Origin of the sequence: Agromyces litoreus (assembly GCF_040496015.1) — a bacterium.
In the GTDB taxonomy this organism is placed as follows: Bacteria; Actinomycetota; Actinomycetes; order Actinomycetales; family Microbacteriaceae; genus Agromyces; species Agromyces litoreus.
Window position 1 is genome coordinate 53,693 of record NZ_JBEPKA010000016.1, and the last position, 24,648, is coordinate 78,340.

General features: G+C 73.3%; 21 protein-coding genes. 10 read left to right on the top strand and 11 right to left on the bottom strand.

Annotated features, from left to right (window positions below):
- Positions 1 to 21: 21 nt before the first annotated feature.
- The 4 genes from ABME01_RS12570 to tdh form a co-directional block, all read right to left on the bottom strand.
- The gene (locus ABME01_RS12570; protein WP_353828764.1) at positions 22 to 1,098 is read right to left on the bottom strand and encodes a LacI family DNA-binding transcriptional regulator; all 1,077 of its coding nucleotides are present in this window, start codon (positions 1,096 to 1,098) and stop codon (positions 22 to 24) included.
- Positions 1,099 to 1,142: 44 nt separating this feature from the next.
- Positions 1,143 to 1,577 (bottom strand): SRPBCC domain-containing protein, encoded by a 435-nt coding sequence (locus ABME01_RS12575; protein WP_353828765.1) that lies wholly within the window; start codon positions 1,575 to 1,577, stop codon positions 1,143 to 1,145.
- A 184-nt stretch (positions 1,578 to 1,761) separates the two neighbouring features.
- Entirely contained in the window at positions 1,762 to 2,955 is a 1,194-nt protein-coding gene (locus tag ABME01_RS12580) for a glycine C-acetyltransferase (RefSeq protein ID WP_353828766.1), read from the bottom strand.
- A 2-nt stretch (positions 2,956 to 2,957) separates the two neighbouring features.
- A complete protein-coding gene (tdh, locus tag ABME01_RS12585; RefSeq protein WP_353828767.1) occupies positions 2,958 to 4,001 on the bottom strand; it encodes an L-threonine 3-dehydrogenase in 1,044 nt (347 codons plus the stop codon).
- A 232-nt stretch (positions 4,002 to 4,233) separates the two neighbouring features.
- On the opposite strand from tdh, the gene ABME01_RS12590 reads away from it, so the two are divergent.
- Positions 4,234 to 5,568: an MFS transporter gene (locus ABME01_RS12590; protein ID WP_353828768.1), complete on the top strand. Its 1,335-nt coding sequence runs from the start codon at positions 4,234 to 4,236 to the stop codon at positions 5,566 to 5,568.
- On the opposite strand, the gene ABME01_RS12595 is transcribed toward ABME01_RS12590, so the two are convergent.
- A complete protein-coding gene (locus ABME01_RS12595; RefSeq protein WP_353828769.1) occupies positions 5,550 to 6,116 on the bottom strand; it encodes a dihydrofolate reductase family protein in 567 nt (188 codons plus the stop codon). The genes ABME01_RS12590 and ABME01_RS12595 overlap by 19 nt on opposite strands.
- Before the next feature lie 64 nt (positions 6,117 to 6,180).
- Here ABME01_RS12595 and nucS point away from each other — a divergent pair, with 64 nt between their 5' ends.
- The 3 genes from nucS (at position 6,181) to ABME01_RS12610 (ending at position 10,710) form a co-directional block, all read left to right on the top strand.
- Entirely contained in the window at positions 6,181 to 6,876 is a 696-nt protein-coding gene (gene nucS, locus ABME01_RS12600; protein WP_353828770.1) for an endonuclease NucS, read from the top strand.
- Between the two features lie 67 nt (positions 6,877 to 6,943).
- Complete coding sequence (locus tag ABME01_RS12605) at positions 6,944 to 7,630, top strand: HAD hydrolase-like protein (protein ID WP_353828771.1); 687 nt, start codon at positions 6,944 to 6,946, stop codon at positions 7,628 to 7,630.
- Positions 7,631 to 7,899: 269 nt separating this feature from the next.
- Entirely contained in the window at positions 7,900 to 10,710 is a 2,811-nt protein-coding gene (locus ABME01_RS12610) for an immune inhibitor A domain-containing protein (protein ID WP_353828772.1), read from the top strand.
- 96 nt (positions 10,711 to 10,806) lie between these two features.
- Here the strand turns inward: ABME01_RS12610 and ABME01_RS12615 are convergent, their stop codons facing one another.
- On the bottom strand, positions 10,807 to 11,463 hold the full coding sequence (locus ABME01_RS12615; protein WP_353828773.1) for a TetR/AcrR family transcriptional regulator: 657 nt from the start codon (positions 11,461 to 11,463) through the stop codon (positions 10,807 to 10,809).
- A 141-nt stretch (positions 11,464 to 11,604) separates the two neighbouring features.
- Here ABME01_RS12615 and ABME01_RS12620 point away from each other — a divergent pair, with 141 nt between their 5' ends.
- The 3 genes from ABME01_RS12620 to ABME01_RS12630 all read left to right on the top strand — a co-directional run bounded on the left by ABME01_RS12620 (position 11,605) and on the right by ABME01_RS12630 (position 15,092).
- Entirely contained in the window at positions 11,605 to 12,525 is a 921-nt protein-coding gene (locus tag ABME01_RS12620; RefSeq protein WP_353828774.1) for a carbohydrate kinase family protein, read from the top strand.
- A gap of 237 nt (positions 12,526 to 12,762) precedes the next feature.
- The gene (locus ABME01_RS12625) at positions 12,763 to 14,475 is read left to right on the top strand and encodes a hypothetical protein (RefSeq protein WP_353828775.1); all 1,713 of its coding nucleotides are present in this window, start codon (positions 12,763 to 12,765) and stop codon (positions 14,473 to 14,475) included.
- An 89-nt stretch (positions 14,476 to 14,564) separates the two neighbouring features.
- Positions 14,565 to 15,092, top strand: coding sequence for a hypothetical protein (locus ABME01_RS12630; protein ID WP_353828776.1), 528 nt, complete (start codon positions 14,565 to 14,567; stop codon positions 15,090 to 15,092).
- A gap of 39 nt (positions 15,093 to 15,131) precedes the next feature.
- Here ABME01_RS12630 and ABME01_RS12635 read toward each other — a convergent pair whose 3' ends face one another.
- Entirely contained in the window at positions 15,132 to 15,662 is a 531-nt protein-coding gene (locus tag ABME01_RS12635; RefSeq protein ID WP_353828777.1) for a DedA family protein, read from the bottom strand.
- A gap of 206 nt (positions 15,663 to 15,868) precedes the next feature.
- Here ABME01_RS12635 and ABME01_RS12640 point away from each other — a divergent pair, with 206 nt between their 5' ends.
- Both ABME01_RS12640 and ABME01_RS12645 read left to right on the top strand, forming a co-directional pair.
- Positions 15,869 to 17,080: a glycosyltransferase gene (locus ABME01_RS12640; RefSeq protein WP_353828778.1), complete on the top strand. Its 1,212-nt coding sequence runs from the start codon at positions 15,869 to 15,871 to the stop codon at positions 17,078 to 17,080.
- A gap of 93 nt (positions 17,081 to 17,173) precedes the next feature.
- Complete coding sequence (locus ABME01_RS12645) at positions 17,174 to 18,691, top strand: leucyl aminopeptidase family protein (RefSeq protein WP_353828779.1); 1,518 nt, start codon at positions 17,174 to 17,176, stop codon at positions 18,689 to 18,691.
- A gap of 27 nt (positions 18,692 to 18,718) precedes the next feature.
- Here ABME01_RS12645 and ABME01_RS12650 read toward each other — a convergent pair whose 3' ends face one another.
- Positions 18,719 to 19,201 carry a MarR family winged helix-turn-helix transcriptional regulator gene (locus ABME01_RS12650; RefSeq protein WP_353828780.1) on the bottom strand — a complete coding sequence of 161 codons (483 nt, stop codon included), beginning with the start codon at positions 19,199 to 19,201 and terminating at the stop codon, positions 18,719 to 18,721.
- A gap of 60 nt (positions 19,202 to 19,261) precedes the next feature.
- On the opposite strand from ABME01_RS12650, the gene ABME01_RS12655 reads away from it, so the two are divergent.
- Positions 19,262 to 20,860 (top strand): MFS transporter, encoded by a 1,599-nt coding sequence (locus ABME01_RS12655; protein ID WP_353828781.1) that lies wholly within the window; start codon positions 19,262 to 19,264, stop codon positions 20,858 to 20,860.
- A gap of 25 nt (positions 20,861 to 20,885) precedes the next feature.
- Here ABME01_RS12655 and ABME01_RS12660 read toward each other — a convergent pair whose 3' ends face one another.
- The 3 genes from ABME01_RS12660 to ABME01_RS12670 all read right to left on the bottom strand — a co-directional run.
- A complete protein-coding gene (locus ABME01_RS12660; protein ID WP_353828782.1) occupies positions 20,886 to 21,557 on the bottom strand; it encodes a DUF2461 domain-containing protein in 672 nt (223 codons plus the stop codon).
- A gap of 12 nt (positions 21,558 to 21,569) precedes the next feature.
- Entirely contained in the window at positions 21,570 to 22,106 is a 537-nt protein-coding gene (locus ABME01_RS12665) for a glutathione peroxidase (protein WP_353828783.1), read from the bottom strand.
- Between the two features lie 88 nt (positions 22,107 to 22,194).
- The coding region (locus ABME01_RS12670; protein ID WP_353828784.1) for a helix-turn-helix transcriptional regulator at positions 22,195 to 24,648 on the bottom strand (2,454 nt) is incomplete at its 5' end.

The following is a 24,648-nucleotide window of genomic DNA, read 5'->3' on the forward strand; positions in this document are numbered from 1 at the left end:
CCGCACGGGCCGACGCTCGTCTCAGCGCCGCGGCGGCGCCGTCGTGTCGCCGACGTGCAGCTCGCTCGTGAAGTCGGTGCCGGTGGCCGGCTCGCCCGACAGCATCCGCACGATCGCCTCGCCGGCCGCTCGTCCCTTCGCGACCGACGGCTGCACGAGCGTGGTGAGGTCGTGCTGCAGGCCGTCGACCCGGATGCCGTCGAACCCGACGACGCTGAGGTCGCCGGGGACGTCGAGGCCGAGGTCCTCGGCGGCCCGGATGACGCCGGCCGCGAGCAGGTCGCTCTGCGCGATGATCGCGGTCGGGCGAGTCCCGGGATCGGCGAGCAGGGCTCGCCCGGCCTCGAGGCCCTCCTCGATCGAGCTCGCCGCGCCCACCTGCACGCGCACGTCCGGATAGACGTCCCGGACGCCGCGCAGGCGCTCGAGCGCCGTGTCGACGGTGGCCGCGGCCTCGATCCGGGGCGTGAGCGGGCCGCGGGCCCGGCTCGGTTCGAAGGCGAGGGTCACGGTCGCGACGTCCGTGTGGCCGAGCGACCGGACGTGCTCGGCACCGAGCCGGGTCGCCTCGCGGTTGTCGATGGTGATCTCGGCGATGTCGCCGCCCGGCGCGCCCTCGATGGCCACCATCGGGATGCCGCGCCGGCGCAGCGCCTCGACCTGGCCGAAGAACTTCGGGCTGCACCCGATGAGCACCATCGCGTCGACGGGCGCGGTGTCGAGGCTGACCGGCGCCGACGGATCTCCCGAGTCGGTGAACAGCAGCAGGCCCGCGCCGAGCGGCGCGATGCCCTCGGTGAGGCCGTCGAGGGTCTGGATCTTCACCGGGTCGAGGAAGGCGGCGCGTACGCGTTCCTCGAGCACGACGCCGACGATCCCCGAGCGGCCGCGGCGGAGCGACCGAGCTCGAGGATCGGGGCCGGCGTAGCCGAGTTCGGAGGCCGCAGCCAGCACGCGCTCCTTGGTGGCATCCGACACCGGGCCCGAGCCGCTGAACGCGAGCGAGGCGGTCGAGGCGGAGACGCCGGCGCGCGCCGCGACGTCGGCGAGCGTCACGCGCGGGACGGCGCCGGTGGTGGGTGCGGGTTCGGGGCTCACCCTTCGATTGTACGGTCGAATCGATTCGACACGGCCGGCCGCGCTCAGGCGCGCTCGGCGATCTCCTTCACCTTCGCCACCAGGGAGTCCCAGACGCGCTTCGCGTGCGCGGCCGACTCCGGCGTCGCGTTGTTGTCCTGCGAGAGCGAGAACACGGTGGGCCCGTCCTCCGTCTCCTCGATCGCCCAGGTCAGGGTGTGGTGGTCGTCCGGCTCCAGTCCGCTCGTACGCCGCGGGCTGAAGTGGGTGTGCACGAGGCGGCGCGGGGGTTCGATCTCGAGCACCGTCCCGTGGTCCTCGTAGGGCCGGCCCTGCCACTCGCCCCGCCAGCGCAGGGCTCCCCCGACCTTCCATTCCGCATCGAGGCGGGTGCCGAACATGTACTCGCGCGCAGCCTCGGGATCGGTGATCACCGCCCACACGCGCTCGGCGGGCGCATCGATCTCGACCGCCGAGGTCACGACCAGGTCTTCCAGCATCTCGGGCCTCCCGTCATCGGTGCGTCGCGGCGCGGCGTCGGGTCGACGTCCGCGTCGGTTCCGCCGTCGGCAGCACCGCCGGCGCACGCGCACCACGCGCCGAACGCGGATCGCGCGCCGGAGCGGGTCCGACGCTACGCCGACCGCGCCGGCGGCGCAGCCCCTTGCGGCCGGCGACGGACGGTCAGGCGGGCGTGGCGGCGAGCACCGCGTCGCGCGCCGCGGCGAATGCGGCGACGCACCGGCGCACCTCGTCCTCCGAGTGCGCGGCCGAGAGCTGCACGCGGATGCGCGCCTTCCCCTTCGGCACGACCGGGTACGAGAACGCCGTGACGTAGACGCCGCGTTCCTGCAGGGCGTCGGCGATCCGCGCGGTGAGCGCCGCGTCGCCGAACATGACCGGGACGATCGGGTGCTCGCCGGGGAGCAGGTCGAAGCCGGCCTCCGTCATCAGCTCGCGGAAGAGCGCCGCGTTCGCGGTCAGCCGCTGCCGCAGCTCGCCCGACTCGCTGACCAGGCGCAGCGCCTCGACGGTGCCCGCGACGATGGCCGGGGCGAGCGTGTTGGAGAAGAGGTAGGGCCGCGCGCGCTGGCGCAGGAGGTCGACGATCTCCCGCCGGGCGGCGACGTACCCGCCCGACGCCCCGCCGAGCGCCTTGCCGAACGTTCCGGTCGTGATGTCGACGCGTCCCTCGACGCCGCAGTACTCCGGGGTCCCCCGCCCGTGCTCCCCGACGAAGCCGACCGCGTGCGAGTCGTCGACGAAGACGAGCGCGTCGTACCGCTCGGCCAGGTCGCAGATCTCCTGGAGCGGAGCGATGTAGCCGTCCATCGAGAAGACGCCGTCGGTGACGACGACCTTCCGGCGCGCGTCCGACGCCTCCTGCAGCTTCGCCTCGAGGTCGGCCATGTCGCGGTTGGCGTACCGGAGGCGACGGGCCTTCGAGAGCCGGATGCCGTCGATGATCGAGGCGTGGTTGAGCTCGTCGGAGATGATCGCGTCGTCGGGTCCGAAGAGCACCTCGAAGACGCCGCCGTTCGCGTCGAAGCACGAGGAGAACAGGATGGTGTCGTCGTAGCCGAGGAAGTCGGAGACCGCGCGCTCGAGCTCGAGGTGCAGCTCCTGCGTGCCGCAGATGAAGCGCACGCTCGCGAGCCCGTAGCCCCAGTCGTCGAGGCCCCGGTGCGCCGCGGCGACGATGCGCGGGTCGTCGGCGAGCCCGAGGTAGTTGTTGGCGCAGAAGTTCAGCACCGTCCGGCCGGCCACCTCGATCTCGGAGGACTGCGGACCGTGGATGCCGCGTTCGCGCTTGGTGAGGCCCGCGGCCTCGATCTCGTCGAGCTCGGCGCGCAGCTGCGCCTGCACCGATCCGTACATGCTCAGACCTCCGTCCAATCGAGGATGACCTTGCCGACGCCGCCGGACGCGGCCGCGTCGAACGCCGCACGCCAGTCGCGCGCCGGGTAGCGGTCGCTGATGATGGATGCCACGCGCTCGCGCAGCACCGCGCTCGTCTGGAGCATCGCGCTCATCGAGTTCCAGGTCTCGAACATCTCGCGGCCGTAGATGCCCTTGAGCGTCAGCATGTGGGTGACGACCTTGCCCCAGTCGACCGCGAACGGCTCGCTCGGCAGGCCCAGCAGGGCGATCCGGCCGCCGTGGTTCATGTTGTCGATCATCTCGGGCAGCGCCTTCGCGGAGCCGGACATCTCGAAGCCGACGTCGAAGCCCTCGCGCATGCCGAGACGGGGCTGGAGGTCGCGGACCCGTTCGCGCGACACGTCGACCGTGGCGTCGGCGCCCATCTGCATGGCCAGCTGGAGACGGGCCGGGCTCACGTCGCTGGCGACGATGAAGCGGGCGCCCACGTGGCGCGCGACGGCGATCGACATGAGCCCGATCGGCCCGCACCCGGTGACCAGCACGTCCTCGCCGACGACCGAGAAGGCGAGCGCGGTGTGCACGGCGTTGCCGAACGGGTCGAAGATCGCACCGACCTCGGGGCTCACGTCGCCGTGGTGCACCCAGACGTTCTCGCCGGGCAGCACGATGAACTCGGCGAACGCGCCGTCGCGGTGCAGCCCGACCCCCTCGGTGCGGATGCACATCTGACGGCGGCCGGCGCGGCAGTTGCGGCACATGCCGCACACGATGTGGCCCTCGCCGGAGACGCGGTCGCCCACGGAGACGTCGTGGACCAGCTCGCCGACCTCGACGACCTCGCCGTAGAACTCGTGGCCGGGGATCAGCGGGGTGCGGATCTCGGAGGCGGCCCAGTCGTCCCACTTCTCGATGTGGAGGTCGGTTCCGCAGATGCCCGTGCGGAGCACCCGGATCTTCACGTCCGCCGGACCCGTCTCGGGTTCCGGGCGGTCGACGAGTTCGAGTCCCGCGCCGGGCGCGGGCTTGAGGAGGGCCTTCATCGGCGATGCGTCCTGACTTCGTACGGGCCCCCGCGGGGTGGGCGGGCGCCGGGCTCGCACGCCGAGGGTCACGGCGCGCGTCGAGGTGACCCGTTCATCGTAACGAGCGCAGGCCGCGGATGACGCGGGAGCCCTCGCTTGCGCGGCGAGGAGGTCGAAGCTAACCTCGAATCGATTCGACTCGAATCGATTCGATCCAGCGCCGCAGCGCCACCCCGACGACGAGGCAGTAATGTCGCAGCACCGAGACACCGCAGACACGATGAGCGAGCACGACCGGCACGCACCCGCAGCCCACGGCGCCGGCGACGAGACCGCCGCCGCGAGCCCGCCCGCGCCCGTCCGCCCGAGGCGCGAGCTCGTCGCCTGGCGGAACGCGATCTTCGCGATCTTCTTCCTCTCGGGCTTCAGCCTGGCCAGCTGGGTCGCGCGCATCCCCGCGATCCGCGACGCGGTCGGACTCAGCACGCAGGGCGTGGGGCTCGTCATCCTCATGGGGTCGATCGCCGCGATCCTCGGACTCGTCGCCGCACCCTGGCTCATGGCCCGGTTCGGCGCACGGCTGGGCATGGTCGGCGTGCTCCTCACGGTCGCGGTCGGACTCGTCTCGGTCGGGCTGGGCGGGTCGGTGCTCCCGAGCGTGGCGCTCATCGTGCTCGGGCTCGCGCTCTTCGGCTTCGGCAACGGCGCCGTCGACGTGATGATGAACGTCGAGGGCGCCGAGGCCGAACGCGAGCTCGGCAAGACGGTCATGCCGCTCATGCACGCGTTCTTCAGCTTCGGGACCGTCGCCGGCGCCGCCCTCGCGGCCGCGGCATCCGCACTGGGCCTTCCGGTCGCCGTCCACCTGGCCGCGATCGCGCTCGTCGCAGCCGTCGGGATCGTGGTCGCCGTGCGATTCGTCCCGCTGCGCGAGGAACTCGGCGACGAGACCGCGGACCGGCCGCGCGAGCCGCTCGGCGTGCGGATCCGCCGGAGCCTGTCGGTGTGGACCGACCTCCGCCTGCTCCTGATCGGCGTGGTCATGCTCGGGATGTCCTTCGCCGAGGGCAGCGCGAACGACTGGATCGCCCTCGCGGTGGTCGACGGCCACGGGCTCGACGCGACGACCGGCGCGGCGGTGTTCACGGTCTTCACCATCGCGATCACCGGTGCGCGCGTGCTCGGCGGCCCGTTCATCGACCGGTTCGGCCGCGTGCTCATGCTGCAGGTCATGGCCGGCATCGGCGTCGCCGGGCTCGCCCTGTTCATCTTCGGCACCGAGCCGTGGATGCTCGTGGTCGGGACCGCCCTCTGGGGCGTCGGCTGCTCGCTGGCCTTCCCCGTGGGCATGTCGGCGGCGGCCGACGTCCCCGATCGTGCGGATGCCGCGGCGCGCGTGTCGGCGGTCGCGATGATCGGCTACTGCGCGTTCCTCGTCGGCCCGCCGCTCATCGGGTTCCTCGGCGAGCACTTCGGGATCCTGAACGGCCTGCTCGTCCTGCTGGCCCTCATGGTGATGGCCGGCATCGCGGCGCCCGCGGCCCGCGAGCGCAACCGCGTCGCACGTCAGCGTCGCGGGCGGTAGCGCAGTCCCACCACGCCGCCCGCGTAGCCGCGCTGCTCGACGAGCTCGAACGCGATCGCCAGCGGCATCGGGAAGGCCGCCGTCCCGCCGCCCACGACGACCGGGTACACGTGCAGCGAGACCTCGTCGACGATGCCGGACGCGAGCGCCTGGGCAGCGAGCTCCGGGCCGCCGACCGCGACGTCGCGGTCGCCGTCCTCGGCGAGGGCGCGGACCTCGTCGGGATCGAAGCTCCGCGAGATCCGGGTCCGGCCGGCCCCGCCGAGGTCCTCGTCCTCGAGCGTGCGCGAGCAGACGAGCTTGTCGGCGCCGGCCCAGATCGCGGCGAAGTCGCGCACCGGCTCGGGCTCGGTGGAGACGTCCATCACGTCCCACGCCCGGAGCACCTCCCAGACCCGGCGGCCGAGCACGAACGTGCCGACCCCGCGGACGTCGTCGTTCACCGCGGCGTGCACGTCCTCCCCCGGCATCGCCCAGTCGAACCGGCCGTCGCGATCGGCCACGTAGCCGTCCAGCGACATCTGGTTCCCGTACAGCACGCGACCCATCGCATCTCCCCTCCGCACGACCGCACGACCGCGGCTCGTCCCGGCACCAACGTAGACTTCCCGGGTGCGTCTCGTCATCGCCCGTTGCTCCGTCGACTACGCCGGCCGGCTCTCGGCGCACCTGCCGCTCGCGATCCGGCTGCTCATGGTCAAGGGCGACGGCAGCCTCCTGGTGCACTCCGACGGCGGCAGCTACAAGCCCCTGAACTGGATGAGCCCGCCGTGCACGCTCGCCGTCGCCGAGCCCGACGACGACCAGGCCGCGGCCGGCGTGGTCGAGCTGTGGAAGGTCACGCACGCGAAGACCGCCGACCAGCTCGTGGTCTCGATCCACGAGGTGCTGCACGACTCCTCGCACGACCTCGGCGTCGACCCCGGGCTGGTGAAGGACGGCGTCGAGTCGCACCTGCAGCGACTGCTCGCCGAGCAGATCGAGCTCCTCGGCGACGGCTTCCGCCTGGTCCGCCGCGAGTACATGACCGCGATCGGCCCGGTCGACATCCTGGCGACGGACGACGCGGGCCGTTCCGTCGCGGTCGAGCTCAAGCGACGCGGCGACATCGACGGCGTCGAGCAGCTCACCCGCTACCTCGAGCTCATGAACCGCGACCCGCGGCTCGCTCCGGTCTCCGGCGTGTTCGCCGCGCAGGAGATCAAGCCGCAGGCCCGCACGCTCGCGGAGGACCGCGGCATCCGCTGCGTCGTGCTCGACTACGACGCGATGAAGGGCGTCGAGAGCGGGCACGCCCGCCTGTTCTGAGCGCGTGTTCAGCCCGCACACAGCATTCCCGAGCAATCTTCGGATTTCACGGGCCTACGATGCTGCGGTGACTTCAACCCTGCCCAGCGCCACCGTCGCGCCCCCGCGCGAGTGGACCGCCGTGCTGTTCGACCTGGACGGCACGATCATCGACTCGGCGAGCGAGATCATGGATTCGCTCGCCCACATGTTCGAGGAGATGGGCGTCCCGGTGCCCGACCGCGAGACGCTCCGCTCCTACGTCGGGCCGCCCCTGCTCGACAGCCTCCGCATGACCGCCGGGTTCTCCGACGTCGACGCGTGGGAGGCCCTGAACGTCTACCGCGACCACTACGACGACCACCTGCTGCACTCCCCCGTGTTCCCCGGCGTGGAGGGCGTGCTGCAGCGCGTGCAGGCCGCCGGCATCCCGATCGCGCTCGCGACGAGCAAGCCCGAGTCGATGGCTCGCGAGGTGCTCGCGCACACCGGCCTCGAGCAGTACTTCACGGTCATCGCCGGCGCCAGCGACGACGAGCAGCGCAGCACCAAGGCCGACGTGGTCGCCGAGGCGCTGCGCCGGCTCGGCGACGGCGGCGTCGACACCTCCGAGGTCGTCATGGTCGGCGACCGGGGCCACGACCTGGTCGGCGCAGCCGCGCACGAGATCCCGACGATCCTCGTCGAGTGGGGCTACGGCTCGCCGGAGGAGGCGTCGGACGCCCTCGCGGTGGTGCACTCCGCCGACCAGCTCCGCGCCCTCCTGGTCGGCTGACCCGGCATTCCGGCGGCGCACCCGAACGGGTGCGCCGCCGTCGGCATTCTGCGGGATCTGCGACGCCGATGGGCGTCCTTCGCAGCATCCCCGCCCGACCGCCTCGTTTGAAGATGAGCATGTCTCGTTAGCAACGATTCGGGCAAGCATCCCTCACCGAGGCTTCCCACGTCCCCTGACCGAGGGGCAGGATTCCGGAATACGTCCGCCCATCGGCGGGCGTACGTCGTGTCCCGCGATCACCGTCGCGGGCACTCGGAGGGAGAAACATGTCAGGGAAGACCAGCCGCGCGCGTCGTCGCGCGGTCGCGGCGATCCCCGTCCTCGCTCTCGCGGCCGCCGGATTGGCGACCGTGGGCACGGGTACGGCGACCGCGGCACCCGCCCCGGTCATCGGAGCGGACGAGTACTACATGAACTACGCGGCACCGCGTGCGGAGTCCGCGTTCCAGACGGACGAGCAGCTCGATGCCGTCATCGACGGCACGGAGGCCAAGGGCGGCGGGGCCGTCAGCGGCTCGGTCGCCGAGCAGTCCGCGGCGCTCGACAAGAAGTACGTCCAGGGCAACCCGGTCGCCGCGCGCGGCCTCGCCAAGCTCGAGGCGAAGTCGATCAAGACCGGCAAGAGCCCCAAGGCGCTCAAGCAGGCGAAGTCCACGCAGGAGGCCAAGCTCCTGACGATCCTCATCGAGTTCAACGACGAGGCGAACGACGACTTCAGCGACAGCTGGGTGCCCGAGTACTGGGGCGCGTCGACGTGCAAGCCGGGCGAGGTCGTCAACGGCCCGCTGCACAACAACATCCCGAACCCCGCGAGCTACGAGCTCGACGACAACAACTCGATGTGGGTCGAGGACTTCTCCCCCGAGCACTTCGACAAGATGCTCTTCACCGACGAGGGCATCACCGAGCGCGTGCGCCCGGACCTCACGGGCCCCGACGGCGAGCCCGGCATCGACATCTCGGGCTACACGATGAAGTCGATGTACGAGGAGATGTCGCACGGCGCCTACACCGTGACCGGTGAGGCCACCCAGTGGGTGACGATGCCGCACTCCGAGGGCTGGTACGGCGCCACGCGCTGCTACCAGAACGACGAGGGCGAGTGGGTCGCCGGCGCCTACCAGGGCATGCAGGGCCACCCCGACAACCCGCTCGGCGCGAACGCGCTGCCGATCGACGCGGTCGCGGCGCTGGCCGCGGCGCAGCCCGACTTCCCGTGGGCCGACTACGACGTCGAGGACCAGGGTGACCGGGACGGCGACGGCGACTACCTCGAGCCCGACGGCGTGATCGACCACGTCGTGCTCGTGCACGCCGGTGAGGACAAGTCCGGCGGCGGCGGGGCCGAGAGCACCTACGCCATCTGGGCCCACTCCTCGGCCGTCCCCGGCGGCGCCGACATCCCCGGCACCGACCTCAAGCTGTCGAACTACATCGTGCAGCCCGAGGACTCGGGCGTCGGCGTGTTCGCGCACGAGTACGGCCACGACCTCGGCCTGCCCGACCTCTACGACGTCTCGGGCGCCGGCAGCTCCGACGTCGACTTCTGGGACCTCATGTCGTCGGGCTCGCACTCGGGCCCGATCTTCCAGTCGATGCCGACCCACATGGGCCTCTGGGACAAGTGGGTGCTCGGCTGGGCCGACCCGAAGGTCGTGAACCCCGGTGACGACACGCAGACCATCAAGGTCGGCCAGACGTCGCGCCCCAAGAAGGGCACCAAGGACGGCATCAAGGTCAACCTGCCCGACAAGGTGATCACCCTGGCCGAGCCGCACAGCGGCGAGAACATGTGGTACACCGGCGCCGACCAGGACTGGGCCGACATCCGCCTCGCGCGTTCGGTCGACGTCCCGTCGGCGAGCGACGCGAAGTTCTGGATGTGGAACGACTACGTCATCGAGGAGGACTGGGACTACGGCTTCGTCGAGGTCTCGACCGACGGCGGCTCCACCTGGACCGAGCAGAAGGTCTACGCCGAGGACGGCTCGGAGATCACCACGGGTGACGCCTACGGCGACCCGAACGGGCGCCTGGGCGACTACGGCGGGAAGCAGTACGGCCTGACCGGTCACACCGACGGCTGGGAGCACCACTACGTGGACCTGACGCCGTTCGCCGGCGCGACGGTCGACCTGCGCCTCCGCCTGGCCACCGACGCGGCCTACCTCGACCGCGGCTGGTTCGCCGACGACTTCGAGCTGGTCGCCGACGGCGGCAGCGTCTGGAGCGACGACGTCGAGTCCGGTGACAACGGCTGGACCGCAGAGGTCGACACCTTCGTCGACTCGAGCGGCCCCGGCTGGCGCATCGACACCGGCACCTCGGTGAAGGCGCAGTACTACCTCGTCGAGTGGCGCAACTTCGACGGCTTCGACGAGGGCCTGAAGTACGGCTACAACACCGTCTACAGCGACGGCGCCTGGAAGGTCGAGAAGGTCGCCTACAACGCGCCCGGTGCCCTCGTCTGGTACCGCGACACGACGTACGGCAACTCGAACCAGATCATCTCGAACGAGACGGCCCTGCCCGGGTTCGGTGCGAAGGGCGGCCTGCTGGTCGTCGACAGCCACTTCGATCCGCTGCAGCGCACGGGTGACGCGGCGGACGCCGACCCCTCGACGCTCAACGTGATGCCCTCGCGTGCGCAGTCGTCGAACGCGGCGTTCGGCCTGACCGACACGCACCCCTTCACGGAGTGCTTCACGCTCGCCGATCCGGAGACGGAGTACTGCACCGAGATCCCCGCCCTGCCCGCGGTGAGCACCTTCACCGACGACCAGGGCTGGGTCCCCGGCCTCGCCTACAACCCGGCGAACGGCGGCCTCTACTACCGCGACCGCGACGCGTCGGTCGTGGTGCCGTCGGTCGGCAACGCGATGTACTCGCTGCCGATCTACGACATGGAGGGCAACCCGTTCACCGCGCTCTACGGCGCCTCGGTGGCCGGATTCCCGCTCGGTACGGGCAACCCGGCCGACGACGGCGTGGGCTTCGGCACCGTCATCTCGGTGAAGAAGGCCCTGACCGGCAACACCGGAGCGCTGATCGAGGTCACCCCGCCGAGCGCGGGCTGATCGAGACGGCCTGACACACCGGCGAGGCGCCGGCCCCCGAGGGGGTCGGCGCCTCGTCGCGTCCGGCGCGTCGCCGCCGCTCGGACGGCCGCCGGGTCAGGACTCGTCGGCGAGGATGCCGTCGAGCAGTCGCCGGAGCCCCCAGTCGAAGCGGGCACCCGCGTCGTCGCCCACCGCACGCACGCGGTCGCCGAGCGGCGTGGGCTCGACGTCATCCCACAGCGTGTCGGCCGCCGCCGCGGGGAAGGCCGCCTCGCCGCCGTCGGAGAGCCTGCCCGCCTCGGCGGCGTCGAACGCGACGGCGCCGAGCACGTGCACGCGCACCGCGTGGGCCGCGCGGCCCGCGGCCCGCAGCTCGAGCCCGGCGCCGGTGAAGGCCGCGAGGACCTCCTCGTCGAACCGGCGCGCATGCGGGCCGTCGAGCGGCACCTGCAGCAGCAGCGCGACGAGACCCGGTCGCTCGGCGAGCGCCGACCGGAGCGAGCCCGCGAGCGCGACGATCCGGTCGCGCGCGGCCTCGGGGTCGGCGACGTCGGCCCGACCGGGCGCCATCCGGCCGAACACCTGCTCCACCATGCCGTGCAGCAGCGCGCCCTTGTTGGCGTAGTACGTGTAGAGCGCAGTGGGCGTGAGGCCGAGCGCGCCCGCGACGCCGCGCACCGAGACCGCGTCGGGCCCCTTCTCCTCGAGCAGGTCGAACGCGACGTCGAGGATCTCGGCGTGGGTGAGGCTGCGTCTGGGTCCGGGTCTCATGGGGCCTTCCGTAGGGGACTCGACACACCGTACAGCGTTGCCGCCGGCGGCCGGGCATGGACGGCGTGCCCGCCGCATGACACGCTGGGGCGTGAGCGCCGAGTCCCCGCAGGGCCCGGCCCGGACGGGGAGGTCGAGCGGATGGCACGAGCTGGAGCCGCACGCATCACGGTCGTGGGCGACGCCCTCATCGACGAGCTGCGCGACCCCTCGGGGTCGAAGGAATTCGTCGGCGGCGCCGCCCTGAACGTCGCGGTCGGCCTGGCGCTCCTCGGCCAGGACGTCACGCTCGTCGCCATGGTGGGCGACGACGAACCGGGCGACCGCATCCGCGCGTTCCTGGCGGACTACGGCGTGCGGCTCGTCGGGAGCCCGTCGCCGCACGGCTCGTCCCGGGCCGTCTCCGACCGCTCCGACGGCGGCGAACCCCGATACGTCTTCAACGAGGCCGCGCAGCAACGGCGACTCGACTTCGGTGCGGCGACCCGCGAGGCCCTCGAGGATGCCGACCTCGTCGTGGTGAGCTGCTACCCGTTCGACGACGACGAGCAGGTCGACGCGCTGCTCTCCGCCGTGGCCGACCCCGAGCGCCGGCTCGTCGTGGACGGCAACCCGCGAGCGGGCATGATGCACGACCGGGCGCGCTTCCTCGAGAACTTCGAGCGAACCGCGGCAAGGTCGTTGCTCGTCAAGGCCGGGGACGAGGACGCCGAGCTGCTCGCGGGCGAGACCCTCGACGCGTTCGTGCGCCGGCTCCGCGGTGACGCGGCGCACCCGGCCGTCGTGGCCACCGCCGGTCGTGCCGGAGCGGCCGTGCACGCCGGCGACCTCGACGTGCACGCCGACATCGTCCTCCTGCCCGGACCCGTCGTCGACACCATGGGCGCGGGCGACGCGACCCTCGCGGCGATCGTCGACCGCATCGCGGCCGACGGCGTCCCCGGCTCCGCGGAGGCCTGGTCCGCCGCCCTCGAGCGTGCGATGACGATCGCGGCCGCGACCGTGCGGCACGAGGGCGCCCTGCTCCGCACGGGCGAGCCTCCGACCGCCTTCGGGAGCTGACGAACGTCCCACAGGTCTTGCGCTCGGACCCCGCCCCGGCCCTAGACTCGGCCCCAACCGCTGATGGCGACATCGGCCCGGTGCGCTCCCCCGATCGGCGCCCCGCCCCGTGGGCACCCGGTCTCGGCACCTCGCCCGACGCCGGAGGCGACCCCGAGTTCCCCGGCGCGCGCCCACGATCGACGCGTCGGTCGCCGCGGCGCCGATCGCGCGGACGGCGTGACGAGAGGAGAGCACGTGCCCGACGTGCCCGGCGGCCCCCCGGCGACGTCGCCCCTCTCCCTCCCGGTCCTCGAGACCCCGAGCGATGCGGCGCTCATCGCGGCGGCCCGCGCGGGCGACGGGTTCGCGGCGACGCGGCTGTGGCACCGGCACGAGGCCTCGGCGGTCGCCGCCGCCACGGCCACCCCCGGCTCGGCCGAGGTCGACGTCGTCGTCGAGTCGGCCAGAGCCATCCTCATGGCCCGCCTCGTCGACAGCGACACCCCCTTCGTCGGCGCGGTCCGTCCCCACGTGCTTGCGTCCGTCCGCGAAGCGGCCGCCGCCGCGGACGGTCGTGGATCGAGCGCAGGAGGCGGGACGGCGGCACTGCTCGCCCCCGAGGACTGGTACCGCGCCGACCTTCCGGAGGGCATCGCCGACGGCGCCGCCGTCGCGGCCGCGTACACCTCGCTCGGCACCGCGGCACAGGAATCGCTCTGGGCGGCCGAGATCGACGCCCTTCCCCCCGCCGAGCTCGCGGCGGCGCTCGGGTGCACGATCGACGAGGCGGACCACGTCGTCGCGGCGGCGGGCGGCGCGCTGCGCGACGCGTGGATCCGGCAGACGATCGCCGCGACGGCGTCGGACGGCGCGTGCGCCGAGGTCCTGCCCGCCCTGCGAGGGAACGCCGGCGTGGACCGGCTGCCGCGCCGGGTGCGCGCGCACTTCGACGCGTGCCCGTCCTGCCGTGCCGCCGCGCTGCCGCCGTCCGACCTCGCACGGCGACTCGTGGGCCTGCTGCCCCTCCTCGTGCTCGGCGGCGCCTCCGGCATCGCCTTCCTGGATGCGACGCGACGCGGCTCGGCCGGGGCCGTCCTCGCGCCGCTGCCGCCGGTGTCCGGCCGGCGGACGGGGAGCACGTCCCCGGCCGAGCCGACGACCCGCGGTGCGGCGACGATCGCCGGCCTCGCCGCCCTCGCGACCGCCGCGGCCTCGCGCCTGCGTGCGGTGCCCCCGGCCGTGCTGGTGGCGGCGCCGGTGACGGCCGTTGCCGCCACCGCGCTCATCGTGCTCGCGCTCTCGGGCGGCCCCGCCGACGACGGCGCCCCCGAGCCCGCCGGAGCCGCGGGAGCCGCGGACCTCTCGGCCGCCGCGCCGGACATGGCTCCGCCGGAGATCCGCACGACCGAGCTCCCCGACGATCCGGAGGCCCCACCGGCCGACGGATCCCGACCCGACGCCTCCGCTGCGCCCGAGGCGTCCGACGAGGCCGGGGGCGACACCTCCGACGCGCCGGCCCCGACGTCGGGATCGGGCGACGTCGACCCCGACGGATCGGGTGCAGGGACGGGTGACGACCCGGACGACGGCACGACCGCGCGCCCGGACGAGGGCACGCCGGAACCCGCTGCCGCACCCGGCGCGCCGGCCGCACCGGCTCCGGCTCCCCTGGCGTTCGAGGTCGGCGAGCCCGGCGACGGGGGCTGGCGGAGCCTCGTCGTCACCGGCACGCCGGGCACGGCGTTCGCGATCCTCGACGGCTCGCAGGTCCTCCTCGGAGGCGTGCTCGATGGCAGCGGGACGGCCGCGTACTCGATCCGCGGCAGCATCGCGAAGCTCTCGGTGGTGCCGACGAGCACGACCACCGCGCAGGATGACGGGGCCGTGGCGCGCTCCCCGAACGCATCGTCGAGCGCGCGTTCGGCACCCGGGCGGAGCGTCGACCACCGGCTCGTCCCGAACCACTGACCCGGACGCCCCGGCGCATCCGGCCGGCGCGCTGTGCAGGGCGAGGATTCGTGCATAGACTTCATCCCACGTGCGTCGAGGGGGGACCAATGCAGGACGAGACCGACAACCGGGTGAACGCCGAGAGCGCAGGTCCGACCCGCCGTACCGTGGCGAAGGCGGCGGCCTGGTCCGTCCCGGCGATCCTCGTGGCCGCGCCGGCACCGGCCTACGCGGCGAGCGGTCCCGGCGCACCGGGTGGCGTATCGGTCGCGAGCGTGCTGGGCAGCTGCAACGGAAGCGGGGTGACCGGCCGGATCACGGTGACGCTCCCGAATCTGCCGGTGGGCTCGGTGGTCCAGATCACGCTCGCGCACTCCGGTCAGGGCGGGTTCAGCGCCGCTCCCGACTTCACGCCGACGAGCCAGTCGGGCAACACCTACCTGGTGACCGGCGCGGGAGCCACCTTCGTCGGCACCTTCACCATCACCTTCTCCCTCGGCACGAACCAGCAGGGAACGGTGACCGCGAACGTGGCCGCCGTGTCGGGTGTCACCATCGAAGGCGACACGACGGGGTTCGTCACCAAGCGACGCGACGGGAACAGCAGCAACTACAACCAGTGCTCCGCCGGCTGAGCTGCGGGCGGCCCGGTTCGGCGACCCACCTCGGACCGGCTACCCGGCCCGAGGCGCCGGGTCGTCGGGCAGCGTCGGCTCCACGGCGTCGGCATGTCGGGCCGAGATCGCGCGGGCCCGACGCGTCGCGAACTCGAGCAGCACGAGCACCGCGACCACGGCGAGCACGCTGACGATCGCCGCGACCGGATCGCGCTGCGCGGCCTGGATGATCGCATTGACGGTGGCCAGGCCCAGCACGCCGTAGAGCGTGGCCCACGCCGCGCCGCCCACCACGAGCGCCGGGATGTACTTCACGAGCGGCATCCGGAGGACGCCCGCGGCGAGGTTCACGGCGGTCTGGAACCCGACGGTCAGGAACGACAGCGCGACGACCGGGGCGCCGAAGCGCTCGATGACGGCCTCGGCCCGAGCCAGACGCGGCGCCATCCGCCCGCGACGCTCGAGCAGTCGCTTCACCCCGGCGCGCGAGCCGCGACCGAGCGCGTACGTGCCCCCGGCCCTGAGCAGCACGATCACGAACAGCGTGCCGATCGCCGCCGGAAGGGGCCAGCCCTCGAAGATCTCCACCGCACCGCCCGTCGCGTTCACCGACCGCCGCGAGCGGCGTGGAACCGCCCGGACGTCGCGGTCGTGGCTTCTCGCCGAGTCTATCCGGCGGTGCGGCGACCTCCCGCGGACGTCGGTCCCGCGGCTATGGTGGGTCCCGGTGTGCCGGGAAGCCTGGTCGGCCGTCGCCCGCAGCGGGCGATGTCGCTCCATCCGAGAGGTCACCCATGCGCTTCCTGCTCGTCACCGCCGGCTCACGCGGCGACGTCGAACCCTTCGCCCTCCTGGCTCGCCGGCTCTCCGCGTCCGGCCATTCCGTGCGGCTCATCGTGCCGGACGGATCGGCCGTCGACCTCGAGGGCATCGAGGCCGGGAGCCTCGGAGTCGACTTCAACGCCCTGATCCAGGCGCAGGGCGTCTCGCCGGTGGCCGCGATGCGCGCCATGGGCGAACGGATCCGTCCGGCCATGGCCACCGTGTTCGCGACCGCGGCGCGCGAGGTCGTCGCGACCCGGCCCGACGTCGTCGTCGCGCACCCGAAGATCCTCTCCGCCCCGGACGCGGCCGCCTCGGTCGGCTCCCGCATGGCCTGGGTCGAGACCGTGCCCTCGCTGACTCCGACGCGTGAGTTCCCGGCGCCCGGCGTGGCCACGCGCGACCTCGGCCCGCTGAACCGCGCGACGTACGCGGCGGCGCGTGGGGCGGCACGCATGTTCCGTTCCGAGCTCGAGGCGGCCCGTGCGACGCTCCCCGATCGCCCCGCGGGCGCGCCGGAGGCGACCGACGGTGCGACGATCTCGCTCGTGCCCGTCTCCCCGGTCCTGCTCCCCCGGCCAGCCGACTGGCCGCCGACCACGCACCTGACGGGCGCCTGGACCGGCGCGGATGCCGGGCCGGTCGCGCTCGACGACGCGACCGCGCGGTTCGTCGCCGACGGCCCGTTCGCGTACGTCGGCTTCGGGTCGATGGCGCAGGGCGACGCGTCGGAGCGCGGTCGCGCCGTCGTCTCGGCGCTGCGCGGCCGCGGCCTGCGCGCCCTCGTGGCGACGGGCTGGGGCGGCGTCGAGGTGCCTGCCGACGTGCGCGGCGCCGACGTGCACGTGGTCGACTCCGTGCCCCATCGCGCGGTGCTCCCGCACGCGGTCGTGGCGGTCCACCACGGCGGGGCCGGCACCGTGCACGCCGTCGCGCGCGCCGGGGTGCCGCACGTCGTGGTCCCGTTCATCGCCGACCAGCCGTTCTGGGGTCGCGTCCTCCACGAGCGCGGGCTCGGTTCCCGGCCCATCCCCGTCCGGCGACTCACGGCCGATCACCTGGCGCGGGCGGTCGACGAGGCGGTGCCGCTCCGACCGGCGGCGCAGGACGCCGCCGCGGCCATGCGCGACGAGGACGGCCTCGCCGCGGCGATCGAGGTCCTCGAGCGGCACGGCGCGGCCTGAGCGCCGGGCCGCGCGCCGGGTCCGCGGCGGCACCGCTGTCGCCGCGCCGCGTGCGGGGCTACTGTCGGAGGAGCCACGATGAGGAGGCACGCCATGACCCGCTCGCCGAGCAAGCTCATCCCGGAGGACTTCTCGCCGATCCCGACGCTGGAGTCGTCCGCGTCGGTGGAGGTGGTCGCCGTCGACGGGTTCGGGGACGTACTCGACGCGGTCGGCGTGCTCGTGCACGACGAGGGCGCGCTGCCCGACGGCGCCGAGCTGGATCGGGAGGCCCTCGCGCGCCTCGGGTTCGATGCGAAGCCGGGCCAGACGCTGGTCGTCCCGGCGAGCGGGACGCTGCTCGTGCTGGTCGGCGCCGGGCCCGCGGCCGAGGCCTCGGGCGCGGGCCTGCGAGACGCCGCGGCGGCGTTCGTCCGCGCGGTCCCGAAGGCCGCCCGCATCGGCGTGCACGTGCCGGACGGCGCAGGCGTGGCGGGCAGCGAGGCGGGGCGCACCCTGGCCGAGGGCGTGCTGCTCGGCCGGTACCGGTACGACGCGCTGAAGTCGGAGCCGCGCGAGGCCCGCCTGGAGCGCGTCGAGCTCCGCGTCGACGGCACCGCACTCGACGACGTCGCGGACGGCGCGGCGGAAGGGCGGGTCACGGCGCGCGCCGCCGCCCTGACCCGCGACCTCGCGAACACGCCGCCGAGCCACCTCACGGCGACCGACCTGGCCGACGTGGCCGAGCTGCTCGGCGGACGGTTCGGATTCGAGGTCGAGGTGTTCGACAAGCAGCAGCTCATCGAGCTCGGCTGCGGCGGCATCCTCGGCGTGAACGCGGCGAGCGCGGAGGAGCCGCGCATGGTCGTGCTGCGGTACACCCCGGAGGGAACGCCGACCGGGCACCTCGGCCTGGTCGGCAAGGGCATCATGTACGACTCGGGCGGCATCAGCCTGAAGCCGAGCGACCCCGCGCACCTGCTCATGAAGATGGACATGGGCGGAGCGGCCGCCGTCCTCGGCGCATTCACCGCGCTCCGCGACCTGGGCGCGACGGCCCGGGTCACCGGATGGCTCATGTGCACCGACAACATGCCGTCGGGATCGGCCTACAAGCTCGGCGACGTGCTCACGGCTCGCGGGGGCACGACCGTCGAGGTGAAGAACACCGACGCGGAGGGCCGGCTGGCGATGATGGACGCGCTCGTGCTCGCGGACGAGGAGGGCGTCGACGCGATCGTCGACATCGCCACGCTCGCCGGATCGGCCATGCGCGCCCTCGGTGAGACCCACGCGGTCACGCTCGGCACGAGCCAGGCCCTCGTGGACCGGCTGCTCGAGGCGGGCATCGCGACCGACGAGCTCGCCTGGCAGTTCCCGCTGCAGCGCAAGTACCGCAAGCTCATGGACTCGGATGTCGCCGACATCGCCAACCTCGGCGGCACGAACGCCGGCGCGACGACGGCGGCGCTGTTCCTCGCCGAGTTCGTCGGCGAGACACCGTGGGCGCACCTCGACATCGCGGGCACGATGAACGCCGAGAGCGACGACTCGTGGCGCTCGAAGGGTTCGACGGGCTACGGCGCCCGGCTCCTGGTCGAGCTGGCTCGGGGGTTCACTCCGGTCTCGTGACCCGCGCGGGCTCCGCGTGCGCCTCGGTCATTCCTCGAGCCGGAGCGCGTGGCCCTCCATCGCGTCGGTCATCCGTCGCAGGTACTCGAGGATCACCTCCTGCTCCGCGGACTCGAACGTGTCGAACACGTCGCGGGTCAGCCGGCCGAGCGGCGAGAAGAACTGCATGGCGACGGCGCGCGCCTGGGGGCTGTAGTGCAGCGTCACGGCGCGACGGTCGAGGACCCCTCGCCGGCGGTCGAGGTGCCCGGCGCCTTCGAGCTTGTCGATGAGCGAGGTCGTCGCGGCGGGGCTGAGCCGCACGGCCCGGCCGAGACCACCGGCGGTGAGCGGCGTTCCGAGTTGCTCGGCCTGCATGACGGCGAGCAGCGCCTCGAGTTCGCGCTCGGACAGCCGCTCCGAGCGCGCGAACGCGTCGGCGATGCGACGGTTCTGCGTCGCCAGCCGCTGGTGCAGCCGGGCCAGCTCGTCGACGGCGCCGTGGCTGGTGCGGTGGTGGTCGTCGCTCATTGCCGTGGACCTCTCGGGTGCGTACACTTCCATGGTACGACTTTTCGAAAGGCGAAACATATGAAGCGCGAACGATGGGTCGGGCTGGTCTTCATCAGCATCGCCGTCGCCCTGATCATCGTCGACAGCACGATCGTGAACGTGGCCATCCCGGCGATCATCGACGACATCGGCGTCACCTCGACCGAGGTGCAGTGGATCCAGGAGAGCTACACGCTCGTCTTCGCCGCCTTCCTCCTCCTCTTCGGCGCCCTCGCCGACCGCTACGGACGGCGCCTCGTGATGCTCCTCGGCATCGCCGTGTTCGCGGCCTCGTCCATCGCGGCCGCCCTCGCCGACTCGGGCACGGCGCTGATCCTCGCGCGCCTGGTGCAGGGACTCGGCGGCGCCGCCATCCTGCCCACCACGCTGTCGCTGATCAACGCCAACTTCCAGGGCCGCGAGCGCGGCATCGCCTTCGCCGTCTGGGGGTCCACGATCGGCGGCATGGCCGCCGTGGGCCCGCTCCTCGGCGGGTGGCTCACGACCGACTTCTCCTGGCGCTGGGCGTTCGGCATCAACATCCCACTCGGCATCCTCATCATCATCGGCGTCCTGCTGTTCGTGCCCGAGTCGCGCGCGGAGCACGACCGGCCGATCGACTGGGCGGGCGCGGCGATCTCCGTGGTCGCGGCAGGGTCGATCGTCTTCGGGCTCATCGAGGGCCGCACCTACGGCTGGTGGACCGTCGAGGAGGCCCCGGTGATCGGCGGCTGGGAGTGGCCGTGGGAGCTCTCCCCCATCCCATTCGCGTTCGCGCTCGGCCTCGTGTTCGTCGCGATCTTCGTGCTGCGCGCCAGGTCGCGCCACCGGGCCGGCAAGCCCGTGCTACTCACTCCCGAGCTCTTCGGGATCCGGTCGTTCCGCAACGGCAACGTCGCCGCAGCGATCGTCTCGCTCGGCGAGTTCGGAATCATCCTCGCGCTCCCGCTCTGGCTGCAGAACGCGCTCGGCTACACCGCCCTGCAGACCGGATGGATCCTCGTCGCCCTCGCCGGCGGGTCGTTCGTCGCGAGCGGGCTCGCGAGCGCGCTCATCTCGCGCTTCTCGGCGCTCGCGACGGTGCGCATGGGCATCGCGGCGGAGATCGCCGGTCTCGTCGCACTCGGCCTCGTCATCTCAGTCGACACCCCGTGGTGGGCCATCGCCGGCAGTCTCGCGGTGTACGGCTTCGGCGTCGGCCTGGCGACGGCGCAGCTGACGAACGTGGTGCTCGCCGACGTCCCGGTGGCTCGCTCCGGCGAGGCCTCCGGCACCCAGAGCACGGCCCGGCAGCTCGGCGCCGCGCTCGGCGTCGCCGTGCTCGGCACCGTGCTGTTCAGCTCGCTCGAGCTGGACCTCCAGCAGCGCCTCGACGGCAGCCCGTACGCCGATGAGGCGGTGGCCGCCGTCGTCGACTCGGCCGGCGCGGCGATCCCCGCCATCGAGGCGCAGAGCGCCGAGGCGGCCGACGCCGCCCGCGCGTCGCTCAGCACCGCGACCGCCTACTCGGCGTACGCGGCCGCAGGCTTCCTGTCGCTCGGCCTCGTCTCGACGCTGGGACTCTCGTCGGGTCGACGCGAGCGCGACGACGAGGTGCCCGCCGAGGAGCAGGGCGCGCCCGCGACGACCGCCGACTGAGCGGGGGCGCCGAGGCGGGCACCGCTCAGGCGTCCGCCTCGGCGTGCCGCTCGACCCACGCCAGCAGCGGCTCGACGCCGCGCCAGATGCGGTCGAGGTCGGCCATCGTCGCGGTCGCGGGCAGCGTGCCGAGCCCCGCGAAGTGGGTGAGCCGCAGCAGCGCGATGCGCGGATGCTCGCGGTCGAATCCGCGCGGCGCGGTCTTCAGCGGCGGGCCGGCGAGTTCGAGCCCGGTCGACTCGACGTCGGACACGATGCGCTCGAGCTCCGCGGCGGCCGCGCCGTCGTCGGCGATCACGTCCCGGGCACGTCGGAGCTGGTCGCGCGACGGCTCGTAGAGTCCACCGCCCGCGTGCAGTCCGTCGGCCGAGATCGAGGCGTAGACGCCGCCGACCCGACCCGCGGTCATCGCGCCGTTGAGCTTGTAGGGCGACTTGTCGGCTGAGAAGCGGACGTCTCGATTCGGCCGGAACACCTTCGCGCGGCCGTATCGCGGCTCGGCGACCGCGGCCAGCCGCTCGAGCGGCACGCGCACCAGTCGTTCGTAGTCGGCGCGGTGCGCCTGCCACCACTCGCGGGTGTTGTGCTCGGCGAGCTCGGCGTAGAACTCGAACGCGCCGGGCTCGAAGAGCCGCTCATCCGGTGCGATGGGCGCGGCGGACCCGTCGTCCGCGTCGTTCCCGTTCCCTGCGCCCACGGCGAGTCCGGCCTACGAGGCGTCCGCGTGGTCGCGCTCGTCGTCCCCGACCCCGGCCGGCGCGTCCTCGGGCAGCGACGACTCGATGGCCTCGACGATCGCGGGGTCGTCGGGCTCCACCGTGGGCCGGAACCGCCGGACCTCGCCGGAGGGCAGCACCAGGAACTTCTCGAAGTTCCAGGCGACGCGGCCGGCCCTGCCCGACTGGTCGGGCGTGCGCTTGAGCTCGGCGTACAGGGGGTGCTCGTTGCGGCCGTTCACGCGCACCCGGTCGAGGATCGGGAAGGTGATGCCCCACGTGGTCGAGCAGTACTCGCTCACGGCCTCGTTCGAGGACAGCTCCTGCAGGAACTGGTTGCTGGGGAACCCGAGCACCGTGAAGCCGCGGTCGCCGTAGGTGCGCTGCAACTGCTCGAGCTGCTCGTACTGCGGCGAGAGCCCGCACCGCGACGCCACGTTCACGACGAGGCGCACCTGCCCGCCCCAGTCGCCGAGCGTGCGCGTCTCGCCGGCCATGGTCGTGAACGGGATCGTCTCCAGCTCGGTCATGCGTCGGGGCTCCCTCGGGTCGATCCCTCCACGCTAGCGCCGCCGATCGAGCGCCGGGGCGGAGTCACGCGGAATCCCCAGCCGGCACTCAGTGCGAGGCGCGGGCGAGGTAGACGGCCTCGGTTCGACTGGACGCTCCCAGCTTGCGCAGGATCGCGGACACGTGCACGCTCGCGGTCTTGCCGCTGATGTAGAGCCGCTCGCCGATCTGCCGGTTGCTCAGTCCCTCGGCGATCAGGTCGAGCACCTGCCGCTCGCGCGCCGTGAGCCCGGCCAGCGCGTCGGACGCGCGATCGGCTCCCGCGATGCCCGCGGCACCCCGCTCGGCATCCAGGCGGCCGACTCCGTCGAGCGCGAGTCCGGCGTGCATCGCGACCCGGGCGGCCCGGGACTGCACCGCCGTCACGCCGCCGTCGATCGCCCCGTCGAGTGCGGCCTGCAGCGCCTCGTGCGCCGCGAGCCGGTCACCGGCCGCGAGCTGCGCCTCGCCGAGCCGCAGCAGCGCGTACGGGCGGAGGAACCGCGGCGCGGTCTCGGCCGAGGCCGCCGCCACCGCGGCGCTCCAGGCGTCGGTGGTCGGATCGAGCTCCGCCTCGACGAGCGTGCTCCAGAGCGGATGGGTCGGCCAGAACGAGAGCCCGTCGAGCACGCGACGCAGGGCGGGCTCACCCGCGGCGACCGCCGCGGCCAACTCCTCCGGAACGCTCGCCGGATCGGCGCGGACCGCGGCGATGACGCGCGCGAGTGCCCAGAGCAACGGTTCCGCGTAGCCGGCGAGCGGAAGCACCGGCTCGTCGAGCACGCCGCGCCCGTCGTGCCACGCCTGCGCGAGGTCGCCGTTCGCGAGCGCGATCTCGACGGCGACGCGACCGACGCTCAGGCGGGTCTGCATCTCGACCTGCATCACCGGTGCCATGGCCGGCCGGTACTGCCGCAGCAGCTCGGCGGCGCGCGTCGCGTCGCCGCGCCAGACGAGGGCCCACAGCTTCGCGCGCTGGAGGTAGATGCGGAACGGTCCCGGCGGGTCGAGGGCCAGCGCTCGCTCGATGATGGCGTCGGCACGATCCCACTCCCCGAGCGCGAACAGCGGATCGACCGCATTCGACGCGAGGATGACGCCCGAGCTGCGCTCGACACCCTGCGCCCGCGCTCGCGACATCCCCTCCTCGGCCAGGCGCACGGCCTCCTGGTGGTCGCCCACGAGGTGACGGAGGTCGGACGCGTTGACCCAGTACCGCAGCAGCGCGGCGCCGTCGCCCGCGGCGAGCTCCCGCGCACGCTCGATGTCGGCGAGCGCGCGATCGACCTCGCCGCGCGCGGCCCGGCTGACGGCGCTGATGTTCATCGCCACCGACGCGTATCGCGCGGACCCGATCGCCGAGGCGAGCTCGTACGCGTCATCCGCGGTCGTGACCGCGTCGTCGAGGCGACCGTCGATCATCAGTCGCCCGGCGAGGCCGGTCAGCACCGTGGCGCGCAGCTCGTCGGCGCCCTCCTCGGGCAGGACCGCGAGGGCCTCGCGCAGGAGCGGGATGGAGCCGTCGCGCCCGACGTTGGCGAGGTAGAGCGCCTTGTCGCGCAGCAGCCTCGCGTACTGCGGGTCGTCGCGGGGGCACTCGGCGAGCGCCGCCTTCACGAGCGCGAGGCTCCGCTCGCCCTCGCCCGCGTGCCGCAGCTGCGCCGCGGTCCGGCCCATGAGCTCGAGCTTGCTCATGCCGGCGATGCGATCGGCGTCGGTCACGGTGTCCCACAGCTCGAGGGCGCGCTCGCCGAGCTGGGCGGAACTCGCGTAGGCCACCGCGGCCCGCGCCTCGCGCATCGCCTGGATCGTCGCGGGGAACGCGCGGACCGGATCGCGCGCGCCCAGCCAGTGGTACGAGATCTCGGCCGCGAGCCGACGGCCCCCGGCCTCGGCCTGCCGCTCGTACGCCTCGGCGTACCGCGCGTGGTACCTGGCGCGTTCGCCCGGCAGGAGGTCTTCGAGGATCGCCTCGCGGACGAGCGCGTGACGGAAGGCGTAGTCGTCGCCGTCGATCACGAGCACGCCGTAGAGCACGCTCTCGCGAGCGGCGGCCTCGAGTTGCTCCTCACCGCCCCGGTGCACCTCCGACAGCAGCGCGTGCGGAACGCGGACGCCGCCCGTGGAGAGCAGGCGCAGCAGTTCCTGCGTCGGCTCGGAGAGCCGCTCGTAGCGGGCGAGCAGGAGGTCGCGCAGGGTGTCGGGCACGAATCCCTCGTCACGGCAGCCGTCGATGCCGACGAGCTCCTCGACGAAGAACGGCACGCCGTCGCTGCGGCGCGCGACCGCGTCGAGCGCCCGGTCGCTCGGCGACTCGTCCTCGACGAGGGCGCTGACGAGGGCACGGACCTCGGCGTCGTTCAGCCGACCGAGCTCGCGCCGCTCGACCCAGCGATCGCGCTCGGCCTCGGTGAGGAATCCGCGCAGCGGGTGGCCGCGCGTGACGTCGTCGGTCCGGTAGGTGAGCACCATGAGGAGCCGGCCGGTGCCGAGCGACCGCAGCAGGAACCGCAGCAGCACGAG

Bases quoted from the DNA above. Each gene is read 5' to 3' on its own strand.
- tdh (WP_353828767.1), bottom strand. From the start codon at position 4,001: ATGAAGGCCCTCCTCAAGCCCGCGCCCGGCGCGGGACTCGAACTCGTC.
- ABME01_RS12575 (WP_353828765.1), bottom strand. From the start codon at position 1,577: ATGCTGGAAGACCTGGTCGTGACCTCGGCGGTCGAGATCGATGCGCCC.
- ABME01_RS12665 (WP_353828783.1), bottom strand. From the start codon at position 22,106: ATGACCGAGCTGGAGACGATCCCGTTCACGACCATGGCCGGCGAGACG.
- ABME01_RS12615 (WP_353828773.1), bottom strand. From the start codon at position 11,463: ATGAGACCCGGACCCAGACGCAGCCTCACCCACGCCGAGATCCTCGAC.
- ABME01_RS12610 (WP_353828772.1), top strand. From the start codon at position 7,900: ATGTCAGGGAAGACCAGCCGCGCGCGTCGTCGCGCGGTCGCGGCGATC.
- ABME01_RS12595 (WP_353828769.1), bottom strand. From the start codon at position 6,116: ATGGGTCGCGTGCTGTACGGGAACCAGATGTCGCTGGACGGCTACGTG.
- ABME01_RS12580 (WP_353828766.1), bottom strand. From the start codon at position 2,955: ATGTACGGATCGGTGCAGGCGCAGCTGCGCGCCGAGCTCGACGAGATC.
- ABME01_RS12655 (WP_353828781.1), top strand. From the start codon at position 19,262: ATGAAGCGCGAACGATGGGTCGGGCTGGTCTTCATCAGCATCGCCGTC.
- ABME01_RS12590 (WP_353828768.1), top strand. From the start codon at position 4,234: ATGTCGCAGCACCGAGACACCGCAGACACGATGAGCGAGCACGACCGG.
- ABME01_RS12630 (WP_353828776.1), top strand. From the start codon at position 14,565: ATGCAGGACGAGACCGACAACCGGGTGAACGCCGAGAGCGCAGGTCCG.
- ABME01_RS12645 (WP_353828779.1), top strand. From the start codon at position 17,174: ATGACCCGCTCGCCGAGCAAGCTCATCCCGGAGGACTTCTCGCCGATC.
- ABME01_RS12620 (WP_353828774.1), top strand. From the start codon at position 11,605: ATGGCACGAGCTGGAGCCGCACGCATCACGGTCGTGGGCGACGCCCTC.
- ABME01_RS12640 (WP_353828778.1), top strand. From the start codon at position 15,869: ATGCGCTTCCTGCTCGTCACCGCCGGCTCACGCGGCGACGTCGAACCC.
- ABME01_RS12650 (WP_353828780.1), bottom strand. From the start codon at position 19,201: ATGAGCGACGACCACCACCGCACCAGCCACGGCGCCGTCGACGAGCTG.